This is a genomic window from Ideonella sp. (assembly GCF_044358605.1).
Classification (GTDB): Bacteria; Pseudomonadota; Gammaproteobacteria; order Burkholderiales; family Burkholderiaceae_C; genus Ideonella.
On the sequence record NZ_JBIKNQ010000001.1, the window covers coordinates 99075 to 121849 of the forward strand.

The 22775-nt window shown below is 62.2% G+C and carries 20 protein-coding genes; 3 read left to right on the forward strand and 17 right to left on the reverse strand.

Annotated features, from left to right (window positions below; all coding sequences use genetic code 11):
* Window positions 1-241: 241 nt before the first annotated feature.
* A complete protein-coding gene (locus ACIQ3Q_RS00465; RefSeq protein WP_396266979.1) occupies window positions 242-787 on the forward strand; it encodes an adenine phosphoribosyltransferase in 546 nt (181 codons plus the stop codon).
* An 18-nt stretch (window positions 788-805) separates the two neighbouring features.
* On the opposite strand, the gene ACIQ3Q_RS00470 is transcribed toward ACIQ3Q_RS00465, so the two are convergent.
* The 8 genes from ACIQ3Q_RS00470 to ACIQ3Q_RS00505 form a co-directional block, all read right to left on the reverse strand.
* Entirely contained in the window at window positions 806-3205 is a 2400-nt protein-coding gene (locus tag ACIQ3Q_RS00470; protein ID WP_396266980.1) for an Ig-like domain-containing protein, read from the reverse strand.
* Entirely contained in the window at window positions 3163-4065 is a 903-nt protein-coding gene (locus ACIQ3Q_RS00475; protein WP_396266981.1) for an Ig-like domain-containing protein, read from the reverse strand. The genes ACIQ3Q_RS00470 and ACIQ3Q_RS00475 overlap by 43 nt, the downstream gene beginning before the upstream one ends.
* Window positions 4066-4197: 132 nt before the next feature.
* Window positions 4198-4794: a sulfite oxidase heme-binding subunit YedZ gene (locus ACIQ3Q_RS00480; protein ID WP_396266982.1), complete on the reverse strand. Its 597-nt coding sequence runs from the start codon at window positions 4792-4794 to the stop codon at window positions 4198-4200.
* Between the two features lie 85 nt (window positions 4795-4879).
* Entirely contained in the window at window positions 4880-5872 is a 993-nt protein-coding gene (msrP, locus tag ACIQ3Q_RS00485) for a protein-methionine-sulfoxide reductase catalytic subunit MsrP (protein WP_396266983.1), read from the reverse strand.
* Window positions 5873-6015: 143 nt separating this feature from the next.
* Window positions 6016-6363 carry a hypothetical protein gene (locus ACIQ3Q_RS00490; RefSeq protein WP_396266984.1) on the reverse strand — a complete coding sequence of 116 codons (348 nt, stop codon included), beginning with the start codon at window positions 6361-6363 and terminating at the stop codon, window positions 6016-6018.
* Between the two features lie 85 nt (window positions 6364-6448).
* Window positions 6449-7801, reverse strand: a complete 1353-nt coding sequence (gene ccsB / locus ACIQ3Q_RS00495) for a c-type cytochrome biogenesis protein CcsB (protein WP_396266985.1) — start codon at window positions 7799-7801, stop codon at window positions 6449-6451.
* Entirely contained in the window at window positions 7798-9933 is a 2136-nt protein-coding gene (locus tag ACIQ3Q_RS00500) for a cytochrome c biogenesis protein ResB (RefSeq protein ID WP_396266986.1), read from the reverse strand. The genes ccsB and ACIQ3Q_RS00500 overlap by 4 nt, the downstream gene beginning before the upstream one ends.
* Window positions 9934-10050: 117 nt before the next feature.
* Entirely contained in the window at window positions 10051-10704 is a 654-nt protein-coding gene (locus ACIQ3Q_RS00505) for a c-type cytochrome (protein ID WP_396266987.1), read from the reverse strand.
* 115 nt (window positions 10705-10819) lie between these two features.
* On the opposite strand from ACIQ3Q_RS00505, the gene yihA reads away from it, so the two are divergent.
* Both yihA and ACIQ3Q_RS00515 read left to right on the forward strand, forming a co-directional pair.
* Window positions 10820-11548, forward strand: coding sequence for a ribosome biogenesis GTP-binding protein YihA/YsxC (yihA, locus tag ACIQ3Q_RS00510; protein ID WP_396266988.1), 729 nt, complete (start codon window positions 10820-10822; stop codon window positions 11546-11548).
* Window positions 11549-11616: 68 nt separating this feature from the next.
* Window positions 11617-12498 (forward strand): alpha/beta fold hydrolase, encoded by an 882-nt coding sequence (locus tag ACIQ3Q_RS00515; RefSeq protein ID WP_396266989.1) that lies wholly within the window; start codon window positions 11617-11619, stop codon window positions 12496-12498.
* A gap of 8 nt (window positions 12499-12506) precedes the next feature.
* On the opposite strand, the gene ACIQ3Q_RS00520 is transcribed toward ACIQ3Q_RS00515, so the two are convergent.
* From ACIQ3Q_RS00520 to pilB, 9 genes are all read right to left on the reverse strand, one after another.
* Window positions 12507-14744: a patatin-like phospholipase family protein gene (locus tag ACIQ3Q_RS00520; protein WP_396266990.1), complete on the reverse strand. Its 2238-nt coding sequence runs from the start codon at window positions 14742-14744 to the stop codon at window positions 12507-12509.
* An 87-nt stretch (window positions 14745-14831) separates the two neighbouring features.
* Window positions 14832-16475 carry a chaperonin GroEL gene (gene groL, locus ACIQ3Q_RS00525; protein ID WP_396266991.1) on the reverse strand — a complete coding sequence of 548 codons (1644 nt, stop codon included), beginning with the start codon at window positions 16473-16475 and terminating at the stop codon, window positions 14832-14834.
* A gap of 122 nt (window positions 16476-16597) precedes the next feature.
* Window positions 16598-16888 (reverse strand): co-chaperone GroES, encoded by a 291-nt coding sequence (groES, locus tag ACIQ3Q_RS00530; protein WP_396266992.1) that lies wholly within the window; start codon window positions 16886-16888, stop codon window positions 16598-16600.
* 214 nt (window positions 16889-17102) lie between these two features.
* A complete protein-coding gene (locus ACIQ3Q_RS00535; protein ID WP_396266993.1) occupies window positions 17103-17306 on the reverse strand; it encodes a DNA gyrase inhibitor YacG in 204 nt (67 codons plus the stop codon).
* 24 nt (window positions 17307-17330) lie between these two features.
* Window positions 17331-18086 (reverse strand): cell division protein ZapD, encoded by a 756-nt coding sequence (gene zapD, locus ACIQ3Q_RS00540; protein ID WP_396267042.1) that lies wholly within the window; start codon window positions 18084-18086, stop codon window positions 17331-17333.
* A gap of 55 nt (window positions 18087-18141) precedes the next feature.
* Entirely contained in the window at window positions 18142-18759 is a 618-nt protein-coding gene (coaE, locus tag ACIQ3Q_RS00545; protein ID WP_396266994.1) for a dephospho-CoA kinase, read from the reverse strand.
* A 7-nt stretch (window positions 18760-18766) separates the two neighbouring features.
* The gene (locus tag ACIQ3Q_RS00550) at window positions 18767-19705 is read right to left on the reverse strand and encodes a prepilin peptidase (protein ID WP_396266995.1); all 939 of its coding nucleotides are present in this window, start codon (window positions 19703-19705) and stop codon (window positions 18767-18769) included.
* Window positions 19706-19711: 6 nt separating this feature from the next.
* Window positions 19712-20932: a type II secretion system F family protein gene (locus ACIQ3Q_RS00555; RefSeq protein WP_396266996.1), complete on the reverse strand. Its 1221-nt coding sequence runs from the start codon at window positions 20930-20932 to the stop codon at window positions 19712-19714.
* Window positions 20933-20988: 56 nt separating this feature from the next.
* Entirely contained in the window at window positions 20989-22707 is a 1719-nt protein-coding gene (gene pilB, locus ACIQ3Q_RS00560) for a type IV-A pilus assembly ATPase PilB (RefSeq protein WP_396266997.1), read from the reverse strand.
* Window positions 22708-22775 lie beyond the last annotated feature (68 nt).

Here is a 22775-nt window from a genome sequence, read left to right on the forward strand (position 1 = left end):
GCAGTTGACCGCTCTGTTCCGCATGAAATCTCTGTGGCATCAACCGCTTGTGCTCACGACGTCTGTCACCCATGAGGTGACCACGCTGCGTGGCCGCTGGGCTGCCGCTTCAGGCTCCCGGCGTCGTTGCTCCCACCTGCTGGACAGAGAGTCCAGCAGGCGCTCTCGCCTAGCCAGAACCCTGCCTCGGCAGCCCCTCGGCCACGCCCAACTGCCGGATCTAGGTTGAAAGGATCAAGACATGGACATCGAACGTTATTTGCGTGACCACATCCGCACCGTGCCGGATTGGCCCGAGCCGGGCATCCAGTTTCGCGACATCACCCCGCTGCTGCAGGACCCGAAAGTGTTCAGGGTGCTGATCGACAGCTTTGTGCACCGCTACATGGACCCGGCCCTGCGCCCCACGGTGGTGGCCGGGCTGGACGCGCGCGGCTTCATCATCGGCTCGGTGCTGGCCTATGAGCTGGCGCTGGGCTTTGTGCCCATCCGCAAGAAAGGCAAGCTGCCCTTCACCACCGTGGAAGAGACCTACGAGCTGGAATACGGAAGCGCCACCGTCGAGCTGCACACCGACGCCGTCAAGCCCGGCGACCGCGTGCTGCTGATCGACGACCTCATCGCCACCGGTGGCACCATGATGGCCGGCAAAAAGCTGCTGGAGAAGCTGGGCGCCATCGTCACCGAAGGTGCCGCCATTGTCGATTTGCCCGAACTGGGCGGCTCAGCCCGCCTCAAGGCGGCGGGCTTGCCGCTGTTCACGCTGTTGGACTTTGCGGGCCACTGAGCGGCCCTGTGGGGGACGTCAGGCCGCCAGCCACACAGCGTCCTCGACGCCCCGCCAGACATGAACTTTCTCTGCTGCCGCAAAGCTCAGCAGCTCAAGCGAGCTTTGGCCTGGTAGCGTGGCGGCGGCCTCAAGCTGGGTTGAGGTGTCGGCCTGGGCAAACAGGTTGGTGTCTTGGATCAAGTCATTCAAGGCCACAGGTTCCACGATTGAGATGCTGATGGCCTTGGAAAGTGGCGACTCGTTCCCCGCGAGGTCGCTGTAGGTGATCATCACCTCGTGCCGACCGAGGCTCAATTCGTAGTAGGGTTTGACGGTGCTGCCATCGGCGCTGAGCGTGGATACGACCGGTACCCCATCGACCCATAGACTCACAAAGTGGCCCTCCGGCGGCGCTGCAAAGAGAAACTCTGGCCGCTTGATGCTGGTGATGCCATCGTCAGAACGGATGCCGTCGTCATCGATGGCCCGGAGCGAAGGGGCCGCAGTCGGTGCATCAGGCCGGGTGTTGTCGATCAAGATGCGCAGGCTCTCTGAGGCCTCTGACAAAGCGCCTGAAGCACTACGGTACCGAACGGCCACATCGTGCCAGCCATCCTGCAGGTCGATGAGGGGTGAAAGCCGTGTGCCCTCAAGGTCCCAATAGCTGCGCATCGATGCGACCATCTGTCCGTCAATCACCAATTCCGCGCTCGAGGTGTTGGAAGGTGAAACGACAAACTCGAGTTGTGAATGGGAGTTTGTGACATTGTCGTCCGACCATCCGCGAGGGTAGTCGGAGTGGGCAGGGGAGGCGACCCATGTAGGACCGCTGTCGCTGAAGGCGCCGAGTTGAGGCTTTGGAGGGATCACATCAGGAACCCGTGTGTCGATGTCAACTTCCAAATTCGCCCAGGCCTTTGCGCTGTTGTTACCTGCCGAGTCGCTCACGTAGAAGTTGAAGGAATGCCGCCCATCGGTGAGTGGGTTCACCGGAGTTAAGGTGCCCTTTTGTTTGTCCCACACCGAGTCCACAGCCACGCCGTCCACGAACAACTGTGCCGACGCGTGACCCCTGCCACCGACGATCAATTCCGGATGGAACATCGAGGGCTTGTTGATGCAGGTCAGGTTGTCACCCTGATAGCCCAGATCTGAAGCCGCGTCTAAGCGTAGTGGCGGCAGTGGGAACTGAACCGGACCCTGGGTGTCGATGGTCAGGCGCTCCTCGTACAGCATCGGTGCGAATTCATTGCCCTTCACGGCGCCCACCACGATGCGATGCTCACCGTCGCTCAATGGCGTGGAGACTTGAATCAAGCCCGAGGCGGCGTCCCATTGGCTGGCTACGACTTGACCATCCACCATCAATCCGAGGCTGTAACCATCTGGCAGCGGAGGGTGCCCCACAAAAAAGCGAGGGGTGTTGACTCGGGTCAGGCCATCGGTGTTGCTGATGCCTTCATCATCTCGGTCCAAGAGGTCCAGTCGTTCAGGCCGCCAAGAGGCCACCACACCGACCACCGTGCTGGCCGACAACGCAGACTCCACCCCGTGCTGATTGACCCGCGTCCAAGCAACTTGGTGGTCTTGGCAAGCGTGGTTCTGAAGGTTGGGACTGAAAGCCTGCTCCATTTGGAGCTGGCCCGTTTGGGCGTTGTAGCTGGAGCTCACCAGCTTGCCATCGACATAGAGGCGGGCGGTTTCATCCGTGCCCAAGCGGCCGATGTCGAACACCGGTCGAGCACTTTGGCCAATGATCAGCGCGCTGCCCTGGCCGCCATCATCAAATTCAGGCAGGAGTACGGGAGCAGGCCCGGGAGGTTCTGCGCCAGTGTCGACCTGGATGGTGAGGACAGGCGAAATGACGCTTGGAAACGAACCGTGCCAAGTGCTGAAACCGTAGGCAATCTGGCATTCACCATCTGGCAAGGGAGCCCGAACCTGAACAATGCCTTGCTTCACGTCCACCCAGTCAAAGCCGACAAGCACGCCGTTGACGATCAGCAACACCGACTGGCCAGTGATGAACGCATCCACCGGGAGTTGCAATTTGGGCCTGTTGTCGGCGGTCACGCCGTCATCGTCTGAGTCCCCGGTATCGCTGCTTGGCAGCAAGATCAATGGCTGTGTAGGGTGGGGTTCGATGATGACTTGGCACCAAGCCTCACTGGTGCCGCCACGGCCGTCCGAGATGGTGTAGCTGAATCCCGTGATCGTTCGGTCATCGACCTTTTCCGGGGCGCGGTAATCAATCCACATACCGCCGTTGGTGGCGATGGAGGCCGTTCCAAGGGCGGGCTTCCCCAAGCTCATGACGGAAATGAGATCCCCATCGGCGTCTCGATCGTTGTTGAGCACCAGTGAACCTATGGCCTGTCCCGCATACACGTGGATCACATCATCTTGCGCCACGGGGGCGGTGTTGGATGAGTCCACCACATGGATGTGAACCGTTGCGGTGGCCGTGCCCCCCTTGCCATCGCTGACGGTGTAGGTGAGCCGGTGTCACCGCCAAAGCGCTCAGGTGCCGTGAACTGGATGCGGCCATCGGGCAGTTGCGTGAGGATGCCCGCCGACAATAAGCTGCCCAATTCAACCGTCAGGGATTCACCGTCCGGGTCCGTGTCGTTGGCGAGAAGTTGGTCCACCGTTCCGGTGACGGTCGTCCCCGTTTCAATGGTGATCCACTCATCTTGCACAACCGGAGCTGAGTTGACGGGCGCCGCCACATTGATGATCAGCTTGCCTTCCGAGCGCAGGCCTTGGGCATTTTCGACGGTGTAGCTGATGACTTCTTGGCCGACGAAATCCTTGCCGGCCACGTAGGTCAGCTGCCCGGTGGAGTCGCGGGTCAAGGTGCCATGTTGGGCCTCGCCGATGCTCACGATCTTGAGCGCGCCGCCTTGGGGGTCGACGTCGTTGGCCAGCAAATCGTTCTCGTGGCCGGACACGGGTGTGCCGGCCAGCACGGAGACCTGCTCATCCTGGACGACTGGCGGTGCATCAGTGGCAGCCACGATGGTCAAGTGGACCTTGCCCTGGCTCAATTCGCCACGCTCATTTCGGACGAGGTAGGTGAATTCGTCGGCGCCGGTATAGCCTGGTACCGGGGTGTAGCTGAGGTTGCCGGCGGAGTCTTGGCTCAAGATGCCATGAGTGGCTGGCCCGATTTGCACTACCTCCAGCAGACCACCCTCTGGGTCGGCATCATTGGCCAGCAACATGGCCAAGGTGCCGAAGACGGTGGTTCCGGTGACGAGGGTCACGTACTCGTCGCTGACACGTGGGACGGCCATGGTTCTCTCTCCTGAGTTCATTGTTTTGATCACCTTTTTGCGGTGCCAGAACTCTATCAGGCGAGAGCGGCTATTCAGATGTCAAGGCGGTGGCTTCCCCTCAATGAAGTCGCACGAATGGCTGATGTTCACTCAGCGGCTTTGTGACCGCTTCAGCCGCCACCCCAGCAGCACCGCCACCACCGCCGCATACACCGCAACTTCGGCAAAGTCTTGCTTGCCGGCGCGCATCCAGAAGAAGTGCAGCAGGCCCAAGAGGATGATGGCGTAGCTGAGTTGGTGCAGGCGTTGCCAGGCGCGGCCGCCGAGGGCCTTCATGGCTGCATTGAAGGAGGTGGCGGCCAGGGGCACAAGCATCAGCCAAGCCAGGGTGCCCACCAGGATGAAGGGGCGCTTGAGCACGTCTTGCCAGAGTGCGGCGACATCGAGCCCTTGGTCTAGCCAGGCATAAGCCAGCCAGTGCAGGGTGGCGTAGAGAAAGGCGGCCACGCCCAGATTGCGCCGAAAGCGTGCCAGCGCGTGCCAGCCCGTCCAGTGCCGCACCGGGGTGATGGCCAGGGTCAGCACCAGGAGGCGCAAGGTCCAGTCGCCTAGGGCGCGGATCAGGGCCTCGGCGGGGTTGGCGCCCAGGGTGTTTTGCGCCGCGCCCCAGACCAGCCACGCCAAGGGCGAGGCCAGGGCCAGCCACAGCACGGGCTTGGCCAGGGGGTGGAGCAGGAGTTTGTTCATGGACAAGAAGGGCGACGCCGGTGGGCGAGTGGGCGCAGGCCCGCCGCCGTGAGGCCTGGCCTTCAGCGCGCTGCGGGCGGTCATTTCAATAGAACTTTTTCAGGTCCATGCCGGCATACAGCTGGCCGACTTGGGCCTCGTAGCCATTGAACATCAGGGTCGGACGCTTTTTGGCGAACAAGCCGTCTTCACCAATGCGGCGCTCTGAGGCTTGGCTCCAGCGCGGGTGGTCCACGGCGGGGTTGACGTTGGAGAAGAAGCCGTACTCTTGCGCGGCCGCCCGCTCCCAACTGCTGAGGGGTTGCTTCTCGACCAGGCGGATCTTGACAATGGACTTGGCGCTCTTGAAGCCGTACTTCCAGGGCACCACCAGACGCACGGGCGCGCCGTTTTGGTTGGGCAGCACCTCGCCGTAGAGGCCAAAGGCCAGCAGGGTCAGGGGGTGCAGGGCTTCGTCTAGGCGCAGGCCTTCGGTGTAGGGCCAGTCCAGCACGCTGGAGCGGATGCCGGGCATCTGCGCCTTATCAGCCAAGGTGATGAACTGCACATACTTGGCATTGCCGGTAGGCTCGATTTTTTTGATCAGCTCGGCCAGGGACCAACCCACCCAGGGGATGACCATGGACCAGCCCTCCACACAGCGCAGGCGGTAGATCCGCTCTTCCATGGGCGCCAGCTTGAGCAGAGCGTCGAGGTCAAAGGTTTGGGGGCGCTTGCATTCGCCTTCGACCGTCACCGTCCAGGGCCGAGGTTTCAGCGTGTGGGCGTTGCGGGCGGGGTCGGCTTTGTCGGTGCCGAATTCATAGAAGTTGTTGTAGCTGGTGACGTCGCCATAGGCGGTGGGTTTGTCCATCACCTGGGCGCCGGCCACGGCGCTGCGGGCAGCGGGCAAGCGTGCCAGCTTGCCCGGCGCGGCGACTTGGGCATGGGCCTCACGCGCGGCCCATCCCGCCAGTGCGGTGCCTGCCGCCCCCAGGGCCAGATGCTGCAGCCACTCTCGGCGGCCGTGGTAGACCTCGGGCGGCGTGATCTCAGAGCTTGGGGTGTGGTTGAAGCGGTGCGATTTCAGCAGGTGCATGGCAAGGTCCGGTGGAGGCAAAGGTGCTGAGCGTGCGGGCGCATGCGCTCTTTCGACTCAGCGTAACAGTGAGTCGATCCATCCGGCAAAACCTTACGCGTCTTCGGGCCTTAGCGCCCGAAGGGCAGGCCCAAAGGCGAGGTTTACTCGCTGTTGCCCGAGGGGAAGGTGGGGTCGAAATCACCAAACAGGCTGAGGGCCTGGCTGCCCCGGCGCTCGCGGAAGCTCTTGCGCGAGAAGAGCTTGGCCTGGGCCTCTGAGGGCAGGTCGGTGATGTTGATGATGTGCTTGGCGATGAGCGTGTCGATCACGTCTTCCAGCACGCGCACAAAGCCTGCGTCCAGCTTGGCGAACTCTTCGGCCTCATCGTCAATGCCCAGGAAGGCGCGCACTTCGGGCGCCCTGTCAGGCAGAAACTCGGCCGAGGGCTCGGGGGCGTCTCGGTGCAGGCTGGCGATGGCGCCACTGGAGTCACGGCTGATGTAGGGCATGGCCAGACTGTAGGCCCAAAGTGCCAGGCTGAAAAGCAAAACAGCCCAGCAGGGGCCGGGCTGTTTTTCAGTTTGCGGCGTTGCCTCAGAGCTCGCCGTAGGAGTGCAAGCCTGAGAGGAACATGTTGACCCCCAGGAAGGCAAATGTGGTGATGACCAAGCCGACCAAGGCCCACCAGGCCGAAGCCGCGCCGCGCAGGCCCTTCATGAGCCGCATGTGCAGCCAGGCGGCGTAGTTCAGCCAGACGATCAGGGCCCAGGTTTCTTTGGGGTCCCAGCTCCAGTAGCCGCCCCAGGCCTCAGCGGCCCAAAAGGCGCCCAACACCGTGGCGATGGTGAAGAAGGCAAAGCCCACGGCGATGGCGCGGTACATCAGGTCGTCCATCAGCTCCAAGGAGGGCGAACGGGCATTGATGGGGCCGCGCAGCGCAATCATCAGGCCAAACATGACGATCAGGCCACCCAGCAGGCGGGCGGTTTTGACCACAGCCGTCTGCATGCCCGCGTCTGGGCTGCCCAGCAGCCAGTACGCGCCCAGGGCCAGCAGAATGCTGCCCGGGACATAGACCAAGCCCGTCAGCAGGGCGTTGCGGCTGGCGCTCTTGAGCACATAGGCCAGGCCCACCATCGCGGCCACGGCAAAAGTGCCATAGCCCACAAAGTTAGCCGGCACGTGGATCTTCATCCACCAGCTTTGCAGCGCGGGCACCAGGGGCTGGATTTCTTGCGCGCCGCGGGTGACCGTGTACCAGAGCAAAAAGGACACGGCGGCGCTGATGATGAGCATCACAAAGGCGCCCAAGCTGCGCTGCTGGTAGCGCTGCTCGTAGTAGAGGTAGAACAGGGTGGTCATCCAGCAAAACATGACGAAGACTTCGTAGAGATTGCTGACGGGAATGTGCCCGATGTCCGGGGCAATTTGATGGCTTTCAAACCAGCGCACAAAGGTGCCGATCAGGGCCATGATCACCGCACCCCAGGCCAAGCCGGAGCCAATGCGCAGGGCGGCACCATCGGCCTTGGGACCAGACCGTGCAAAGCCGATCCAGTACGAGATGGTGCTCATGTAGAACAGCACGCCCATCCAGAGAATCGCACTCTGGCTGGAGAGCATGTACTTCAGGAGGAAGACGTTTTCTGCGGCGGCCAGGTCGGCGCCAAAACTGTCGGTCTGGCGCACATACAGGTTGATGGCCAAGAGGCTGGCAGCGCCGACCACCACGGTCAAGGCGCGCAAGGGCTTCCAGAACCAACCCAGCGCAATCAAGCTGGGCACGGCGCAGGCCAGAATGCCCAGCTCATAGCCGTCCATGGATTTGCCATAGCGGCTGAAGGCATAGCCGGCGCCGCCAATGATCAGCAGCGCAAACAAGGCCTCTGACAGGCCGATGCGAGCCCAGGGACTGGGCCGCCCGAGGGTCATGGTGGTGGTGGTCATGCAGAGTCTCCGTGTGCAGCTTGGGTCTTCAGACCGGGGGCCAAAATCTCTTGGCGCAGGGCCTCGAATTCAGCATCAGCGTCCAGGGTGCGGCGCGGCGTGGACAGCGCGGTCAGCACCTGGGTGGCTTTGTCAGGGGTGTCGGTGAGCCAGATCCACAAGCGGCGCTCACGCACATACAGCATCATGATGACGCCGACGATCAGCAAAATGGCGCCCAGGTAGACCAGGGTCTTGCCCGGTGCGCGGGCCACTTGGAAGACGCTGGCCTGCACTTGCTCGAAGTTGTCGAGCTGCAGAACCATGGGCGCGGGGTAGAAGAAGCTGTCCGAGATGGACATCACCGCCTGGGTCATGAAGCGGGAGGTGTCGTCGCTGGCTTCCAGGGGCTTGAGGCCGTCACGCTCGCGTGCAGTTTGGTTCAGCTCGAACAGCGAGCTGTTGAGGATGCGCAGCAGCACCTCCGAGAACTTCGAGCGCTCGGCCTCAGGCACGGTGGCTTCTATGTATTGGCTCAAGGCTGCCAAGCCGCCGGGCGCGTCTTTCTTGACCGAGGCATCTTGGCCCGCAAACAAGGCCAGGGCGCGGCGCGAGCTTTGGCGCAGTTGCTCAGCCATTTGCGGGTTGTTGGGCGGTGTGGCGATGGCGGCAAAGCGCTGGGCGGCTTTGTCGCGCAGGGCCGGGTCCATCAAGGCCTGACGCAGGCGCACCCAGCCCGCGATGTCGCCTTGCTCATCCACCGGGATGCGCAAGTAGCGGAAGGCCTCGTTGACGTTTTCGCGCACGCCAAAGAGATAAAGGCGCTGGCCGTCCAACTCCACCGGCACCATGTAGTTGTGGAACTCACGGCGCTGGCCGGCGGCGTCCACCAGCTTGTAGGTCACGGCAGGCCCGACATTGCGCAGGGTCTTGTTGCGGTCGCCCTTGGCACCCGAGCCCAGGTGCTTGTTGAGGCTGTCTGTCAGGTCGACCTTGCGCACATCGGTGCTCTCAGTGGCCGAGCCCGTCGCGCTCATGTTCTCGACGTTGATGACCTTCAGGCCGGTAAGTTCCAGCCCCAAGGTCTCCGCGCCTTTGCTCAGTTGGGTGCTCTCGCCGACGCGCAACTCCAGCGCCAAGGGCTCAGTGCTGCCATTGAGCGGCAAGCCCTTGAGCTTGACCAAGGAGCCGCCGTCGTCAAAGCTGCTTTGGTAGATGGCGATGCCGCGATGGTGGGTGGGCTCGTTGACCTTGATGGTCGCCGGGGTGCTGGCGCCCGTGTCGCGGTCGTGGATGATCACGTCGCTGGCAAACAGCTTGGGCATGCCGGTGTCGTAATACTCCACCTTGAACTTCTTCAGCTCGACATCAAAGGGCAAGTCTTGCAGCACCGAGCCGTCTGGGGTGGACAGCACCGCGATGCCGGCGCGTGTGCCCTCCGACACGAACAGATTGCCTCGGAAGGTGGGGTTGTTCTCGGAGAGGCGGTGCTTGTCCGGCACATCGCGGATCATGCCGCCGCCTTCAAACACGCTCTTGCCCTGCCACCACATTTGGGCTTGGACGATCAGGTTGCCGTCCAGCAGGCCGCCCAAGCAAATCAAGACAATGGCCGAGTGTGCGGCCAGATAGCCCAGTTTGTTGGCGCTGCCTTTGCGTGCGGCCACCATGGTGCCGGTGTCGCGCACCTGGGCTTTGGCCTGCCAGCCGCGGGCGGCCAAGACGCCCGTCAGGTGGGCCAGGGTGCCCGCGCGGTCGAGCGGCACACTGCCTTCGGCGCGGTGGTGGAAGGCGCGCAGGGATTGTTCCCGGATGTGTTCTTTGTAGCTGCGCAGATCGGCCAGGATCTTGGGCGCGTTGCGGACGATGCACAGGCTGGTGGAGATCACCAAGAAAGCCAAGATCACCAAGAACCAGGTGGCGCTGTAGACCGTGTAGAGGTCGAACTTGGCGAACACCTCCGCCCAGAACGGCCCGAACTGGTTGACATAGTTGTTGTAGGGCTCGTTTTGCCGCACCACGGTACCGATCACCGAGGCAATGCAGATGATGCACAGCAGCGAGATGGCAAAGCGCATCGAGGCCAGCAGCTCCAGCACATCTCGGCCAAGGCGGGATTCTGGGTGGGTCGGGGTCGATGTCGCAGTCGTCATGGCGCGGATTATCCGGGCCAAGTGGCCCAACATGGAAAAGGGCTGGTCAATGACCAGCCCTTTGAGGTGTGTTAAGTCCGGCTTCAGCCCCGGTCAGGAGGCCCGCCGGTGGCAGGGTCAGCGCAAGCCGGCGATGTAGTCCGACACAGCCTTGATTTCTTTGTCGCTCATCTTGGCCGCAATAGTGGTCATTTGAGTGCTGTTGTTGCGAGTGCCTTGGCGGAATGCCACCATTTGGGCCTCTACGTAGTCACCATGCTGGCCGCTCAGGCGGGGATATTGAGCCGGAATGCCTGAGCCATTGGGGCTGTGGCAACCTGCGCAGGCTGGCACTTGCTTGGCAGCGATGCCGCCGCGGTAGATCTTTTCGCCCAACAAAACGGTGTCTTTGTTCTTGGCGGCGCCGGGTTTGGCGGTCTTGGACGCGTAAAAAGCGGCCACGTTCTTCATGTCCGCTTCTGTCAACGGGGCGGCCAAGCCGCTCATCACGGGGTTGGCGCGCTTGCCTGACTTGAACTCCAGCAATTGCTTGGTCAGGTAATCAGCGTGCTGGCCGGCCAAAATGGGATTGGCTGGGCTGCCGCGCGAGCCGTCGGCGGTGTGGCAGGCCACACACGCTTGGGTTGCAATCTCTTGGCCACGGGCCAGATCAGGCTTGGCTGGAGCCTTGGCATCGGCCGCAAAGGCTTGGGCCATGGTCAGGCTGGCGAGCAAAGCGACCGTGCTTGCGCCGATCAGGGAGCGGGGTGCGCGGGTGGCAAGAGACGTCATCTCGAAGGGCCTTCAGCGTAAGTGGGTGCGTGAAACAGCGCGGGATTTGTGCGGCCATCTGCAAATAGACGGATGGCCCTGCATTTCGCTTAACCGACAGATTTTACAATGCTCCATGGCCGAATCTTCTCGCAATGCTGCCGCCGTGTCGCAAGACGCCCGCACAGCCCTCGCTTGGGCGCACAACGCCCGCTTCCTCACCACGGCCAGCAAGCTGGACCAACTCCCCCAGGGCGACCTGGTGGAAATTGCCTTTGTGGGCCGCAGTAACGCCGGTAAATCCACTGCCATCAATGCTTTGGCGCAGCGTCGCCAGTTGGCGTTCGCCTCCAAGACGCCCGGGCGCACCCAGCACATCAACCTGTTTGCCTTAGGGCCTAAAGACGAGCCGGATGCCTATTTGGCTGACTTGCCCGGCTACGGCTATGCCACGGTGGAACGCAATGCCAAGTTGCGCTGGCAGCAGGTGATGGCGGACTATTTGCTGATCCGCCGCAATCTGGGTGGCGTGGTTTTGCTGGTGGACAGCCGCCTGGGCTTCACACCGCTGGACCGCCAACTGCTGGAGTTTGTGGCACCGCGCGTGGCCAATGGCGAGGTCAAGTTGCTGGTCGCACTGACCAAGGCCGACAAGCTCAACCGCAAGGAGCAGCAGGCCTCTTTGGAGGGAGCTTCTACGGTGTTGGGTGAGCTGACCACCGAGGCGGCAGATGTGAGCATGCTGTTGTTCTCGGCCCCCAAGCGGATTGGCTTGGACGACATGGCCACCACGCTGTATGACTGGACGCACCCGGCTGCGGCGGCGCCCGAGCCGGCCGCGGCGGACCCCGTGTCCCCCACTTGACATCAGGCTGCATGTGGGGCGGCTGATACTCACCCCGCGCCGCGTGGCGTGGTGAGCAGGAGCCCCGCATGATCAGCACCCAGCCAGTGGCTTTACCCCATGGCATCACGCTGACCTGCCATCAGGCGGGCTCGGTGGGCCAGCCCCGCGTGCTGCTCTTGCATGGCTTCCCAGAAGCCGGATTCATTTGGCAGCCCGTCCAGCAGCGTTTAGCGGACCGGGCGCTGCTGTGGGCCCCCAATTTGCGGGGTTTTGCCGACTCCAGCGCGCCTACCGAGCTTGCCGCCTATCGACCCCGTGCTTTGGTGGCCGACGTGGCGGCGCTGATCGAGGCCATGGGCGGCTCGCTGGACCTGCTGGTGGCCCACGACTGGGGCGGCGCCTTGGCCTGGAATTTGGCGGCCCAACGGCCTGATCTGTTGAAGCGCCTGCTCATCATCAACTCACCGCACCCTAGGGTGTTCTTGCACGCCCTCAAGCACGACCCGGCTCAGCAGGCCGCCAGCGCCTACATGAACCGTCTGTGTGAGCCCGATATGGCGGCCCGCCTAGCGGCCCACGACTTCCAGGGACTGTGGGACTTTTTTGAGGGCATGAGCCCCTCGTGCAGCGACTGGTTGACGCCAACGATGCGCCAGCAGTACCGGGCCGTGTGGTCGCAGAGTTTGGAGACCTCTCTGCACTGGTACCGCGCCTCGCCGCTGCGGCCACCTTTGTCCGAGCAAGACCCCATTTGGCAGGTGCAATTGCCTGACGAGGCGGTGACGGTGCGCTGCCCCACGCGTGTGGTCTGGGGCGAGGCCGATGCGGCCTTGCCGGTGGGCCTGCTGCAGGGCCTGGAGCGCTTCGTGCCGCAGATGTCTCTGCGGCGCGTGGCGGGCGCCAGCCACTGGATCATTCATGAGCAGCCCGAGTTGATCGTGGCGGAGATCTCTGCTCTGCTTGACTGACCCGGAGCTCAGGGTCTGCCGATGAACAAGGCTAAGCCCGGCTCACCGTCTGGCGCCCAGGTCAGGCCCAGGTACATGGGGCCGATGCCGGTGTCGGCGCCGAGGTAAAGGCTCCCACCACCGCGCAGCCCGCTGAATGTCATGTCGCGGCGGCTGGCCCAGGCTTGCCCCAACTCGGCCGATGCCCCGACAAACAAGGCGCGGGCAAAGATGGGGGGTTGGGCGACGCGCATGTACCAACCTAAACGACCGAGCATCAGGGCGTTGCCCGCGACCTGTCCAGGTCGGTAGCCGGAGAGCTGTTGGAAGCCCCCAAGCGTATAGGGCCCGACGAGGCTGTCAGATTGAGCATCGGCTGCCTTGATCACGCCATGCAGGTTGAGGGTGTGGGCCCCCCGTGTCCAAGCTAGCGTGGCCTGTCCTTCCAGGCGGGCCATGCGGCTGCTTTGCTCGGTGGTGCGGCGGCCCAGCACGGCTTCGCCTTCTAGGCGATAGCCACTTTGGGGAAAGTTGGCAAAGTCGAGTTGATCGACCACGGCACGCAGGCGCAGGCCGGTCTCGCGCCAGGAGTCGCTTTGAGCTGAACCCTTGAAGTTGGCGCCCAAGAGCAAGGGGCTGTTGTGCCCGCCTTGCAGCATCAGGCCCAGGCGGAACTCTCCGAAGCTGCCCCAGGGTTGGCCGACATCCAGCCCCAGGCGGCCACTGCTGCGGCGCCATTCGCTGGACGCTACGCCCTGCGCATCAAACAGCGTTTGCAGGCGCCTCTCGCCCAGCACATGGCCAGACACAAACCAGTCGTTGGTGGTGCCAATGGTGCGGGTTAAAGGGTGATAAATCTCGCTGAACACCTGGGGTGTCTCGCCGATCTGCACGCGGTTGCGCCACTCCGTGCCATTGGCCGTGAGCCAGTGGCGGTTGTGGCTCAATTTGATGTTGAAGGCGCTGCGGCCGCTGAAGTCGGTGGACAAGTCCAGGCCCACCCGCAGGTAGTTAGGCCCCCAGTGCTTGTCTTCCATGTCCAACACCAGGCCGTGGCCATCCGTGGTGTGGGCCAGGTGGTAGTCCACGCGCACATAGTCACCCGTGGCGGCCAAGGCCCGCACATCGCGGGCGGCAGCGGCGGGGTCAAACAGCTCGCCGGGGCGAGACTGCATTTGGTTGGCAAAGCGTGCGGGGTTGGTGAGTTCCGTGCCTTCAAAGGCCACGAAGTCCAAGACCACGGGCGGAGGCTCAGGCACTTTGCGTGCCTGGCGCCATTGAGCATACTGTGCAGAAGGGCGCCCCAGTGCCGCTAAGCGCGCCTGGTGGGCCTGCGCGCCTTGCTCGCCAGCGGCGATGAAGTCCTTGGTGCGGTCAAAGTCTGCGGCGGTCAAGCTGCCCAGGTCCGGGGCGATCAACACGTCGTAGGCGCCCAAGGTCGCCAGGCTGCGCTTGACGTTTTGCTCGGTCAGGATGTTGACCATTTGAGCGGTCAGGCCGATGACGGAGTTCAAAGTGTCTCGGCCAGAGAGCGGCGTGCCGATGTTGACGGCGATCACCACGTCCACGCCCATGGCGCGCACCACATCGACGGGCAGGTTGTTGACCAAACCGCCATCGCCCAAAACGCGGCCATCGACCTCAATGGGTGGGAACACGCCGGGCACACTCATGCTGGAGCGCATGGCGGTGGCGAGGTCGCCCTTGTCGAGGATCACGGCGTCACCGGTCTCCATGTCCGTGGCCACGGCACGGTAGGGGATGGGCAGTTGATCGAAGTGCTGCACCGCGCGAACGGGCAGGGTGTAGCGCCGCAGCAGGGTTTCCAGGCCACGGCTGGAGACGGTGCCTTGCGGGGCTCGGAATTCGCCGTCGCGAAAGCCCAGCTCGACGGCGGTGGCGATCTCAAAGTCTTCTTCTTTGCGGCGCTGGGACAACTGCTGACGGCTGACGCGAGGGGCGAACAGCAGGTTCCAGTTCACCCACAGCAGTTCGCGCTCAATCTCATCGGCGGACATGCCGCTGGCATAGAGCCCACCGACGATAGCGCCCATGGAGGTGCCGGCAATGGCGTCGATGACGATGCCTTGGCGCTCCAAGGCCTTGAGCACCCCGATGTGGGCAAAGCCTCGGGCGCCGCCACCTGACAAGACCAGGCCAATGCGCGGCCGGGTATGGGCTTGGGTAGCGGCGGCCACGTCAGCCGCATACAGGGGGGGCAGAGCCAGCAGCAGGCCAGATAACAGATAAATCAGTCGCGCGAACATGCGATGCATTGTCCATGGGCTGGAACGAAAAAAGGCCACCCGAAGGTGGCCTTTTGGCTGAAGGCTGTGAAGCCTGGGCCAGACAAATTACATGTCCATGCCCATGCCGCCCATGCCACCCATGCCGCCGCCGGGCATAGAGGGAGCGTCATCCTTAGGCGCTTCGGCAATCATGCACTCGGTGGTCAGCATCAGGCTGGAGACCGAAGCAGCGTTTTGCAGGGCTGTACGGGTCACCTTGGTGGGGTCCAGAATGCCCATGTCGATCATGTCGCCATAGGTGTCGTTGGCCGCATTGAAGCCGTAGTTGCCCGAGCCCGCCAGGATGGCGTTGACCACCACCGAAGGCTCGCCACCGGCGTTGGCCACGATCTCACGCAAGGGGGCTTCGATGGCCTTCAACACCAGCTTGATGCCGGCGTCTTGGTCAGCGTTGTCACCCTTGATGTGGCCAGCGGCTTGACGGGCGCGCAGCAGCGCCACGCCACCACCAGCCACAATGCCTTCTTCCACAGCAGCGCGCGTGGCGTGCAGGGCGTCTTCAACGCGGGCCTTCTTTTCCTTCATCTCGACTTCGGTGGCAGCACCGACCTTGATGACGGCCACACCGCCAGCCAACTTGGCCACGCGCTCTTGCAGCTTTTCGCGGTCGTAGTCAGAGGTGGCTTCTTCGATTTGCACGCGAACTTGCTTGACGCGGGCTTCGATGTCGGCAGCAGCACCATGGCCATCGATGATGATGGTGTTTTCCTTGCCCACTTCGACGCGCTTGGCTTGGCCCAGATCGGCCAGGGTGACCTTCTCCAGGGACAGGCCGACTTCTTCAGCGATGACCTTGCCACCGGTCAGGATGGCGATGTCTTCCAGCATGGCCTTGCGGCGGTCGCCAAAGCCCGGAGCCTTGACAGCCACGACCTTCAGGATGCCACGGATGGTGTTGACCACCAGAGTCGCCAGGGCTTCGCCTTCGACTTCTTCAGCGATGATAAGCAGCGGACGGCCAGCCTTGGCCACGGCTTCCAGCGTGGGCAGCAGGTCACGGATGTTGGACACCTTCTTGTCGTACAGCAGCACGAAGGGGTTGTCCAGAATCGCGGATTGCTTTTCTTGGTTGTTGATGAAGTAGGGCGACAGGTAGCCGCGGTCGAACTGCATGCCTTCGACGACGTCCAGCTCGTTGTTCAGGCTCTTGCCGTCTTCAACGGTGATGACGCCTTCCTTGCCCACCTTGTCCATCGCCGAGGCGATGATTTCACCGATGGAGTCGTCGCTGTTGGCAGAGATGGTGCCGACTTGCGCGATTTCCTTGGAGGTGGTGGTGGCCTTGGAGGCCTTCTTCAGCTCAGCCACCAAGGCGGTGACCGCCTTGTCGATGCCGCGCTTCAGGTCCATCGGGTTCATGCCGGCGGCCACGTACTTCATGCCTTCGCGCACGATGGCCTGAGCCAGCACGGTCGCGGTGGTGGTGCCGTCGCCAGCGTTGTCAGAGGTCTTGGAAGCAACTTCCTTGACCATCTGTGCGCCCATGTTCTGGAGCTTGTCTTTCAGCTCGATTTCTTTGGCCACGGACACACCGTCCTTGGTCACGGTGGGGGCGCCGAAGGAGCGCTCGAGCACCACGTTGCGGCCCTTCGGGCCCAGGGTGACCTTGACCGCGTTGGCCAAGATGTTCACGCCTTCGACCATGCGGTGACGGGCGTCTGCGCCAAAGATGACGTCTTTTGCTGCCATGTTGATTTCTCCGAATTCAGGTGTTCAATGTGAAGTGTGCGGCGGCTGTCTTAGGCGGGGCTTCAGCCCGATCTCTCGGCGCTGCCCAGAGAGCCTTTGACGAAAGTAAATCGCTGGGCGACTCACTTTTCCACCACGGCAAACAGGTCGTCTTCTTTCATGACCAGCAGCTCTTCGCCGTCGACCTTGACGGTCTGGCCAGAGTATTTGCCGAACAGCACGCGGTCACCGACCTTGATGTTCAGGGCCACGAAATCGCCCTTGTCGTTGCGCTTGCCGGGGCCCACAGCCAAGACTTCGCCCTGGTCAGGCTTCTCTGCGGCGTTGTCGGGGATGACGATGCCGGAAGCGGTCTTGGTTTCAAGTTCCAGGCGCTTGACGATCACGCGATCATGCAACGGACGGAGTTTCATTGCGTCTCCTAAGACGGATAAGGGTCAGACAAAGAGGGTGGGGTTGCGCAGTGCACGCCACCCATTCACCTTGGGAGTCACCACCTCAGCAGCGGTGACGAATGCTTGTTAGCACTCCACTCAATCGAGTGCTAACAAGCATTATAGGGGCGGCTTGTGCGGTTTCAAGAGGGCAGACATAGCCCATGCTGTACCCACTACAGAGAGTGGCTACTTACTCTTCGTCTTGTGCTGCTGTGGGGGCGGCGTTGACGCGGTAGTGCTCGCTCGCCCAGGCGCCGAAATCATGGCCCTGGCAGCGCGCACTGCAAAAAGGCCGGTAGGGGTTTTGGGCCGAATACCACGTGGCTTCGCCGCAGCCGGGGCAAGCCACTTCAATGGCCTTGGTCAAGGCGGGCGTAGGGGTGGGGGCGGTCATCGTCGCAACAGATCAAGGGCGCTATCAGGCGCACAGCGCCAGGTCCAGCGCCGTTTCTTCGGTGGCGGGGCGCAGGCGGCCGTCGGCATCGGGGCGCATCAGACGCACGGACACCATCAGGCGATGGCCGGTGATCTCCGGCACCAAACCGCAATTCGGGTCGATGCGAACGCGCAAGAGTTGGTAGGTCTTGCCTTGGGGCAAGCTTTGTTGATACTGCCCGCCCTTGGCCACCACACGGTGGGGCACGCCGGCATCGCGCAGCAGGCGCAGCAATAACTGCAGGGCTTGGGCCAAAGGCACCAGCGAGGCGATCCACTTGCCCAAGTCGGCACGCCGGGCCGTGGCCGGGTGCTGCTGCCAAGCAAAGTAGGCGGGCAAGTCAAACTCGCAAGTGCCGGCCGGAATGCTGATGCGGCTGCGGATGCTCATCAGCCATTCGTTGGTGGTCAGGGCCTGCCCAGCCTTGCCGGAAACTTGATTGAGCGCACCGTGGGTGTGGTCGATGCGGTCAATGACCTCATCCAGGGCCTTCTCGGACACACCGGGATGGCCGCGGTAGCTCTGCAACTGGTTGCGATGGCGTTCCAACTCTTTGAGTACGTCGGACTTCAAGTCCGCTCGCGAGGCCACATCCATGATCTCGAACAGCGTGACCAAGGCAAAGTGGTGGTCGACCGCATCGTCCCGGGCCACCAGCATCTCCAGGCGCCCGAACAGGTGTTCGAGCCGCAGCATGGTGCGGATGCCTTCGTTGAACGGGTATTCGTAGAGAACCAAGATGATGTCCAGACCCAAGTGCGGTGAGCGTGGATTGTTCCACAGCGCGGAGGTTTCAATCTGTTGAATCAGGTGGATGCCAACGATCCCACACGGCATCTACCTCCTGCGCCAAGGCTGACAGGCTGATGCCGTCGTTAAGGATCACCGCATCGGCCACAGCAGCGCGTGCTTGGCGGCTGGCTTGCTTGGCGATCACCCGTTGGGTCTCGGCCTCGGTCCAGCCGCTGCGCGCCATCACGCGGCGCACTTGTTCTTCGGTGCTGCAGTCCACCACCAACACTTTGTCGACTCGGCTGACCCAGTGGCCAGATTCGACCAACAGCGGTACATCAAACACCACGGTTTGACCCGCCCGCGCCGCCTGGGCCTGGGCTTGCGCCTGTGCCTGGATGAGGGGGTGCAAGATGGCTTCTAGCTGCTTGAGCGCCTCGACATTGCCAAAAACGCGCTCGCGCATCTTCGCGCGATCCAGTGCGCCATCTGGGCCGATGGCGTCTTGTCCGAAGGCTTGAGCGATGGCCGGGAGCGCTGCACCGCCCGGGGCTGTCAGGCTGCGTGCGATGGCGTCGGTATCGACCACCAGTGCGCCTCGGCTAGCCAGCAGAGCGGCGACGGTGCTTTTGCCACTGCCGATGCCGCCGGTCAGGCCGATGCGCAGGGCTGCCGGCATCTTGGTCTCAAATGTTGATGAGGCTCATCACGGCCTGATGCCCCATCAAGATTACGACCATGCCACCGCCGGCCAGATAAGGGCCGAAGGGGATCGGGACCTCGCGGTTATGCCCCTTGGCCACGATCAGAAAAATGCCGATCGCTGCCCCCACCACCGAGGACATCAGGATGATGGGCAGCAAGGCCTGCCAACCCAACAAGGCGCCCAGACCCGCCAAGAGCTTGAAGTCGCCTTCGGCCATGCCGACTTGGCCTTTGATCAAGCCGTAGACGGTGGACACGGACCAAAGCGAGAGGTAGCCAAATACCGCACCCAGTGCTGCATCGGGCAGGGAGACGGGAGTCCATTTCAGCCAGGCGGCAATCAGGCCGAGCGCGATCAGCGGCAAGGTCAGGTTGTCGGGCAGCAGGGTGGTATCCAGGTCAATGAAGGCGGCTGCCACCATGACGGCGGTGGCGGTGCAATACACGATGGTGGCAGCACTGGCGCCAAAGCGCCAAGCCACTGCGCCAAACAGCAGGCCAGTGAGCAGCTCAATGAGCGGATAGCGCACCGAGATGGGGGCCTTGCACGCCGAGCAACGGCCTTTGAGCATCAGCCAGCTCAGCAGGGGAATGTTCTCGTGCCAGGTGATCTGATGCCCACAATGCGGGCAGCGTGAACGAGGCTTTGAGAGACCCAGGCGCGGGAGTTGCGCCAGTTCTGCCGCCAAGCGTTGGCCTTGGCCGGCAGGGTCGCCCAAGCGCTTGACCGCTTGATCTCCCAACACGCGATCCAGCGTCTTGCGGTCTTGCAGAAAATCGGCAATGTCACCCAGCCAGCCACGCTCCAGCATGAGCGGCATGCGGTGGATCACCACATTCAAGAAGCTGCCAATCAACAGGCCCAGCACCAGCAGTGGTGCAGGGGCGATCAGCCACTGCAGGGCGGTCAGGTCGAACATCGCTGCTTAGACCACTTGGCCGAGCTTGAAGATGGGCAGGTACATGGCGACCACGATGCCGCCAATGATGGTACCCAAGACCACAATGATGATGGGCTCCATCAGGCTGGAAAGACCCTTGACGATCTCGTCGACTTCCTCTTCATAGAACTCGGCAGCGCGTCCCAACATATCGTCCAAGGCGCCAGACTCTTCGCCGATGCCCGCCATTTGAAGCACCATGCTCGGAAACACGCCCGAAGCATTCATGGACAGTGTCAAGCCGCCACCAGCTGCCACATCACGCTGGATCTGTTCAGTGGCTTTGGCATACACCACATTGCCCGACGTGCCCCCCACCGAATCCAGGGCTTCGACCAAGGGAACGCCGGCTGCGAACATGGTGGACAGGGTGCGCGTCCAGCGCGCAATGACGGACTTACGGACCAAGTCGCCAAAAATGGGCATGTTCAACATGAAGCGGTCCATGACCAACTGCATGTGCTCTGAGCGCCGCCACGTCTGGACGAACATATAGCCGCCGCCGCCCAGCACGAGCAACATGGCCCACCAGTAATTGACAAAGAACTTGCTCATGGCGATGACCATGAGGGTGGGGGTGGGCAATTGCGCACCGAAGCTGCTGAACACGCTCTCGAAGGCTGGCACCACAAACAGCATGATCACGACCACGACGATGAAGGCCACCACCAACACTGCGGTGGGGTACATCAGTGCCGACTTGACCTTTTGCTTGATGGCCAAGGTCTTTTCTTGGTAGACCGCCAAGCGGCTCAGCAACTCCTCCAAGATACCGCCGGCCTCACCGGCTTCCACCAAATTGCAGTAAAGCGTATCGAAGTATTTGGGATGACGCCTGAAGGCGGCTGACAAACTGGTGCCGGTTTCCACTTCGGACCGAATCTCGGTCAAGAGGCGCGTCATCCGAGGGTTGGCGCTCCCGCGCGCCACGATGTCAAAAGCCTGCAGCAAGGGCACGCCAGCCTTCATCATGGTCGCCAACTGGCGGGTGAAAATGGCAATGTCTTTGCCACCGATCGAGCGCCCGCCCGAGGTGCGGCGCTTGCGAATCTTGGTGACCAGCACGCCTTGACGACGCAAGCTGGCCGTGACGGCCGCTTCGCCACCGGCGCGCTGCTCGCCCCGCACAATCTTGCCGTTGCGGTCCTTACCTTCCCATTCAAAGATGTAATCTTTGATGCCTTTAACCGCTGTTGCTGTTGCCATTGAGCCTCCAAGCGCTCCCACGGTGATTTAACTGATCTGCAACAGTGCTGCAGATCTCATTCATTGGTGGCGGAGATCACCTCTTCCAGGGTGGTTGCCCCGAGCGTGACCTTGACCAGACCCGACTGACGCAGATCGCGAACGCCTTCCCGCTGGGCTTGGGCGGCGATCTCTGCCACGGTGCCCTGCGTGATGATCAGGCGTTCTATCTCATCCGATATCGGCATGGCTTGGTAAATCCCAAGCCGACCTCTGTAACCATTGTTGCAAGACGAGCAGCCCACAGCCTTGTACGGCTTCCAGGTGCCATCCAACTCTTCTTCCCGAAAACCAGCCTTGAGCAAGGCTTCGCGAGGATATTCAGTAGGGGACTTGCAGTTTTCACAAAGCTTGCGAACCAAGCGCTGGGCCGTGATCAACAGCACACTGGCGGCGATATTGAAGGGCGCTACGCCCATGTTCAACAAACGATTCAGGGTTGAGGGCGCATCGTTGGTGTGCAAGGTGGACAGCACCAAGTGCCCGGTTTGCGCGGCCTTGATCGCAATGTCCGCAGTTTCCAAGTCTCGGATTTCGCCGACCATGATCACGTCTGGATCTTGCCGCAGGAAGGCTTTCAGTGCAGAGGCAAAATTCAGCCCTGCCTTGTCATTGACATTGACTTGGTTGATACCGGGCAAGTTGATTTCAGCCGGGTCTTCCACGGTCGAGATGTTGACGCCTGGCTGGTTCAGGATATTCAGGCAGGTATAGAGCGACACCGTTTTGCCGCTACCTGTGGGGCCAGTCACCAGCACCATGCCGTAAGGTCTGCGGATGGCGTGCATCAGCCGCTCTTTTTCGACCGGCTCATAGCCCAGTGCCTCAATGCCCAGCCGGGCGCTGGACGAATCCAGGATACGGATCACGATCTTCTCGCCAAACAGCGTTGGCAGTGTGCTGACCCGAAAATCGATGGACTTGGTGCCGAAACGCAGCTTCATCCGGCCGTCTTGGGGAACACGCTTCTCGGAAATATCCAAGCGCGAAATCACCTTGATGCGCGAGGCCAGCTTGTCCTTGATGGCAATCGGTGGCTGGGTAATTTCTCTGAGCTCGCCGTCCACACGGAAGCGAACCCGGTAATTGAACTCATAAGGCTCGAAGTGCAAGTCCGAGGCCCGCATATTGATGGCGTCTACCAGCATCTTCTGAAGAAAGCGCACGACCGGTGCGTCTTCCACCTCGGCCACGGCCTCTGCATTGGCGGGGGCGGCCTCTTCTTCGGCTGAGACTTCAAAGTCGAAATCGGTGGTGGAGATGGCCTCAAGCGCCTGAGCGGCACTGGCACTTTGCTCCTGAAGGCGCATGCTGAGCTTGTCATGCTCCACCAGAATCCATTCTGGTGAAAGCTGCGTCGCAAACTTGATGCGCTCACTGGCTTCTTGGTCGGTGGGGTCGGCGCAGGCCAAAAACAGGCGGCTGCCACGCTTGCCAAGAGGCAGCACCTTGTACTGCGCAATCAGCTTGCTATCCAAAAAACCACGAGGGATTCTCTGGGCGTCAATCGCGTCCAAGTCCAGCAGGGGTACTGACAAGGCATGAGCCAGAGAGTGCGCCAAGGACACCGGCGTCATGGTGTTGGAGCTGATCAGCGCCTCCACAAAGCTGACCTTGCGATCTTTGGCTTGAAGCGTCAGTTCCTCTGCAGCTTTGGCCGTGAGGCGACCGCCATGCACCAAGACTCGGGCAACGCCAGAGAGGGCAGCGGAGGGGAGTTCGTTCAGCGTATCCACGGCAGGGCAGCTAGTTCAGCGCGCAAAAAATCCACAATGGAGCATCATCGCCGATGCGCTCGGGCCTG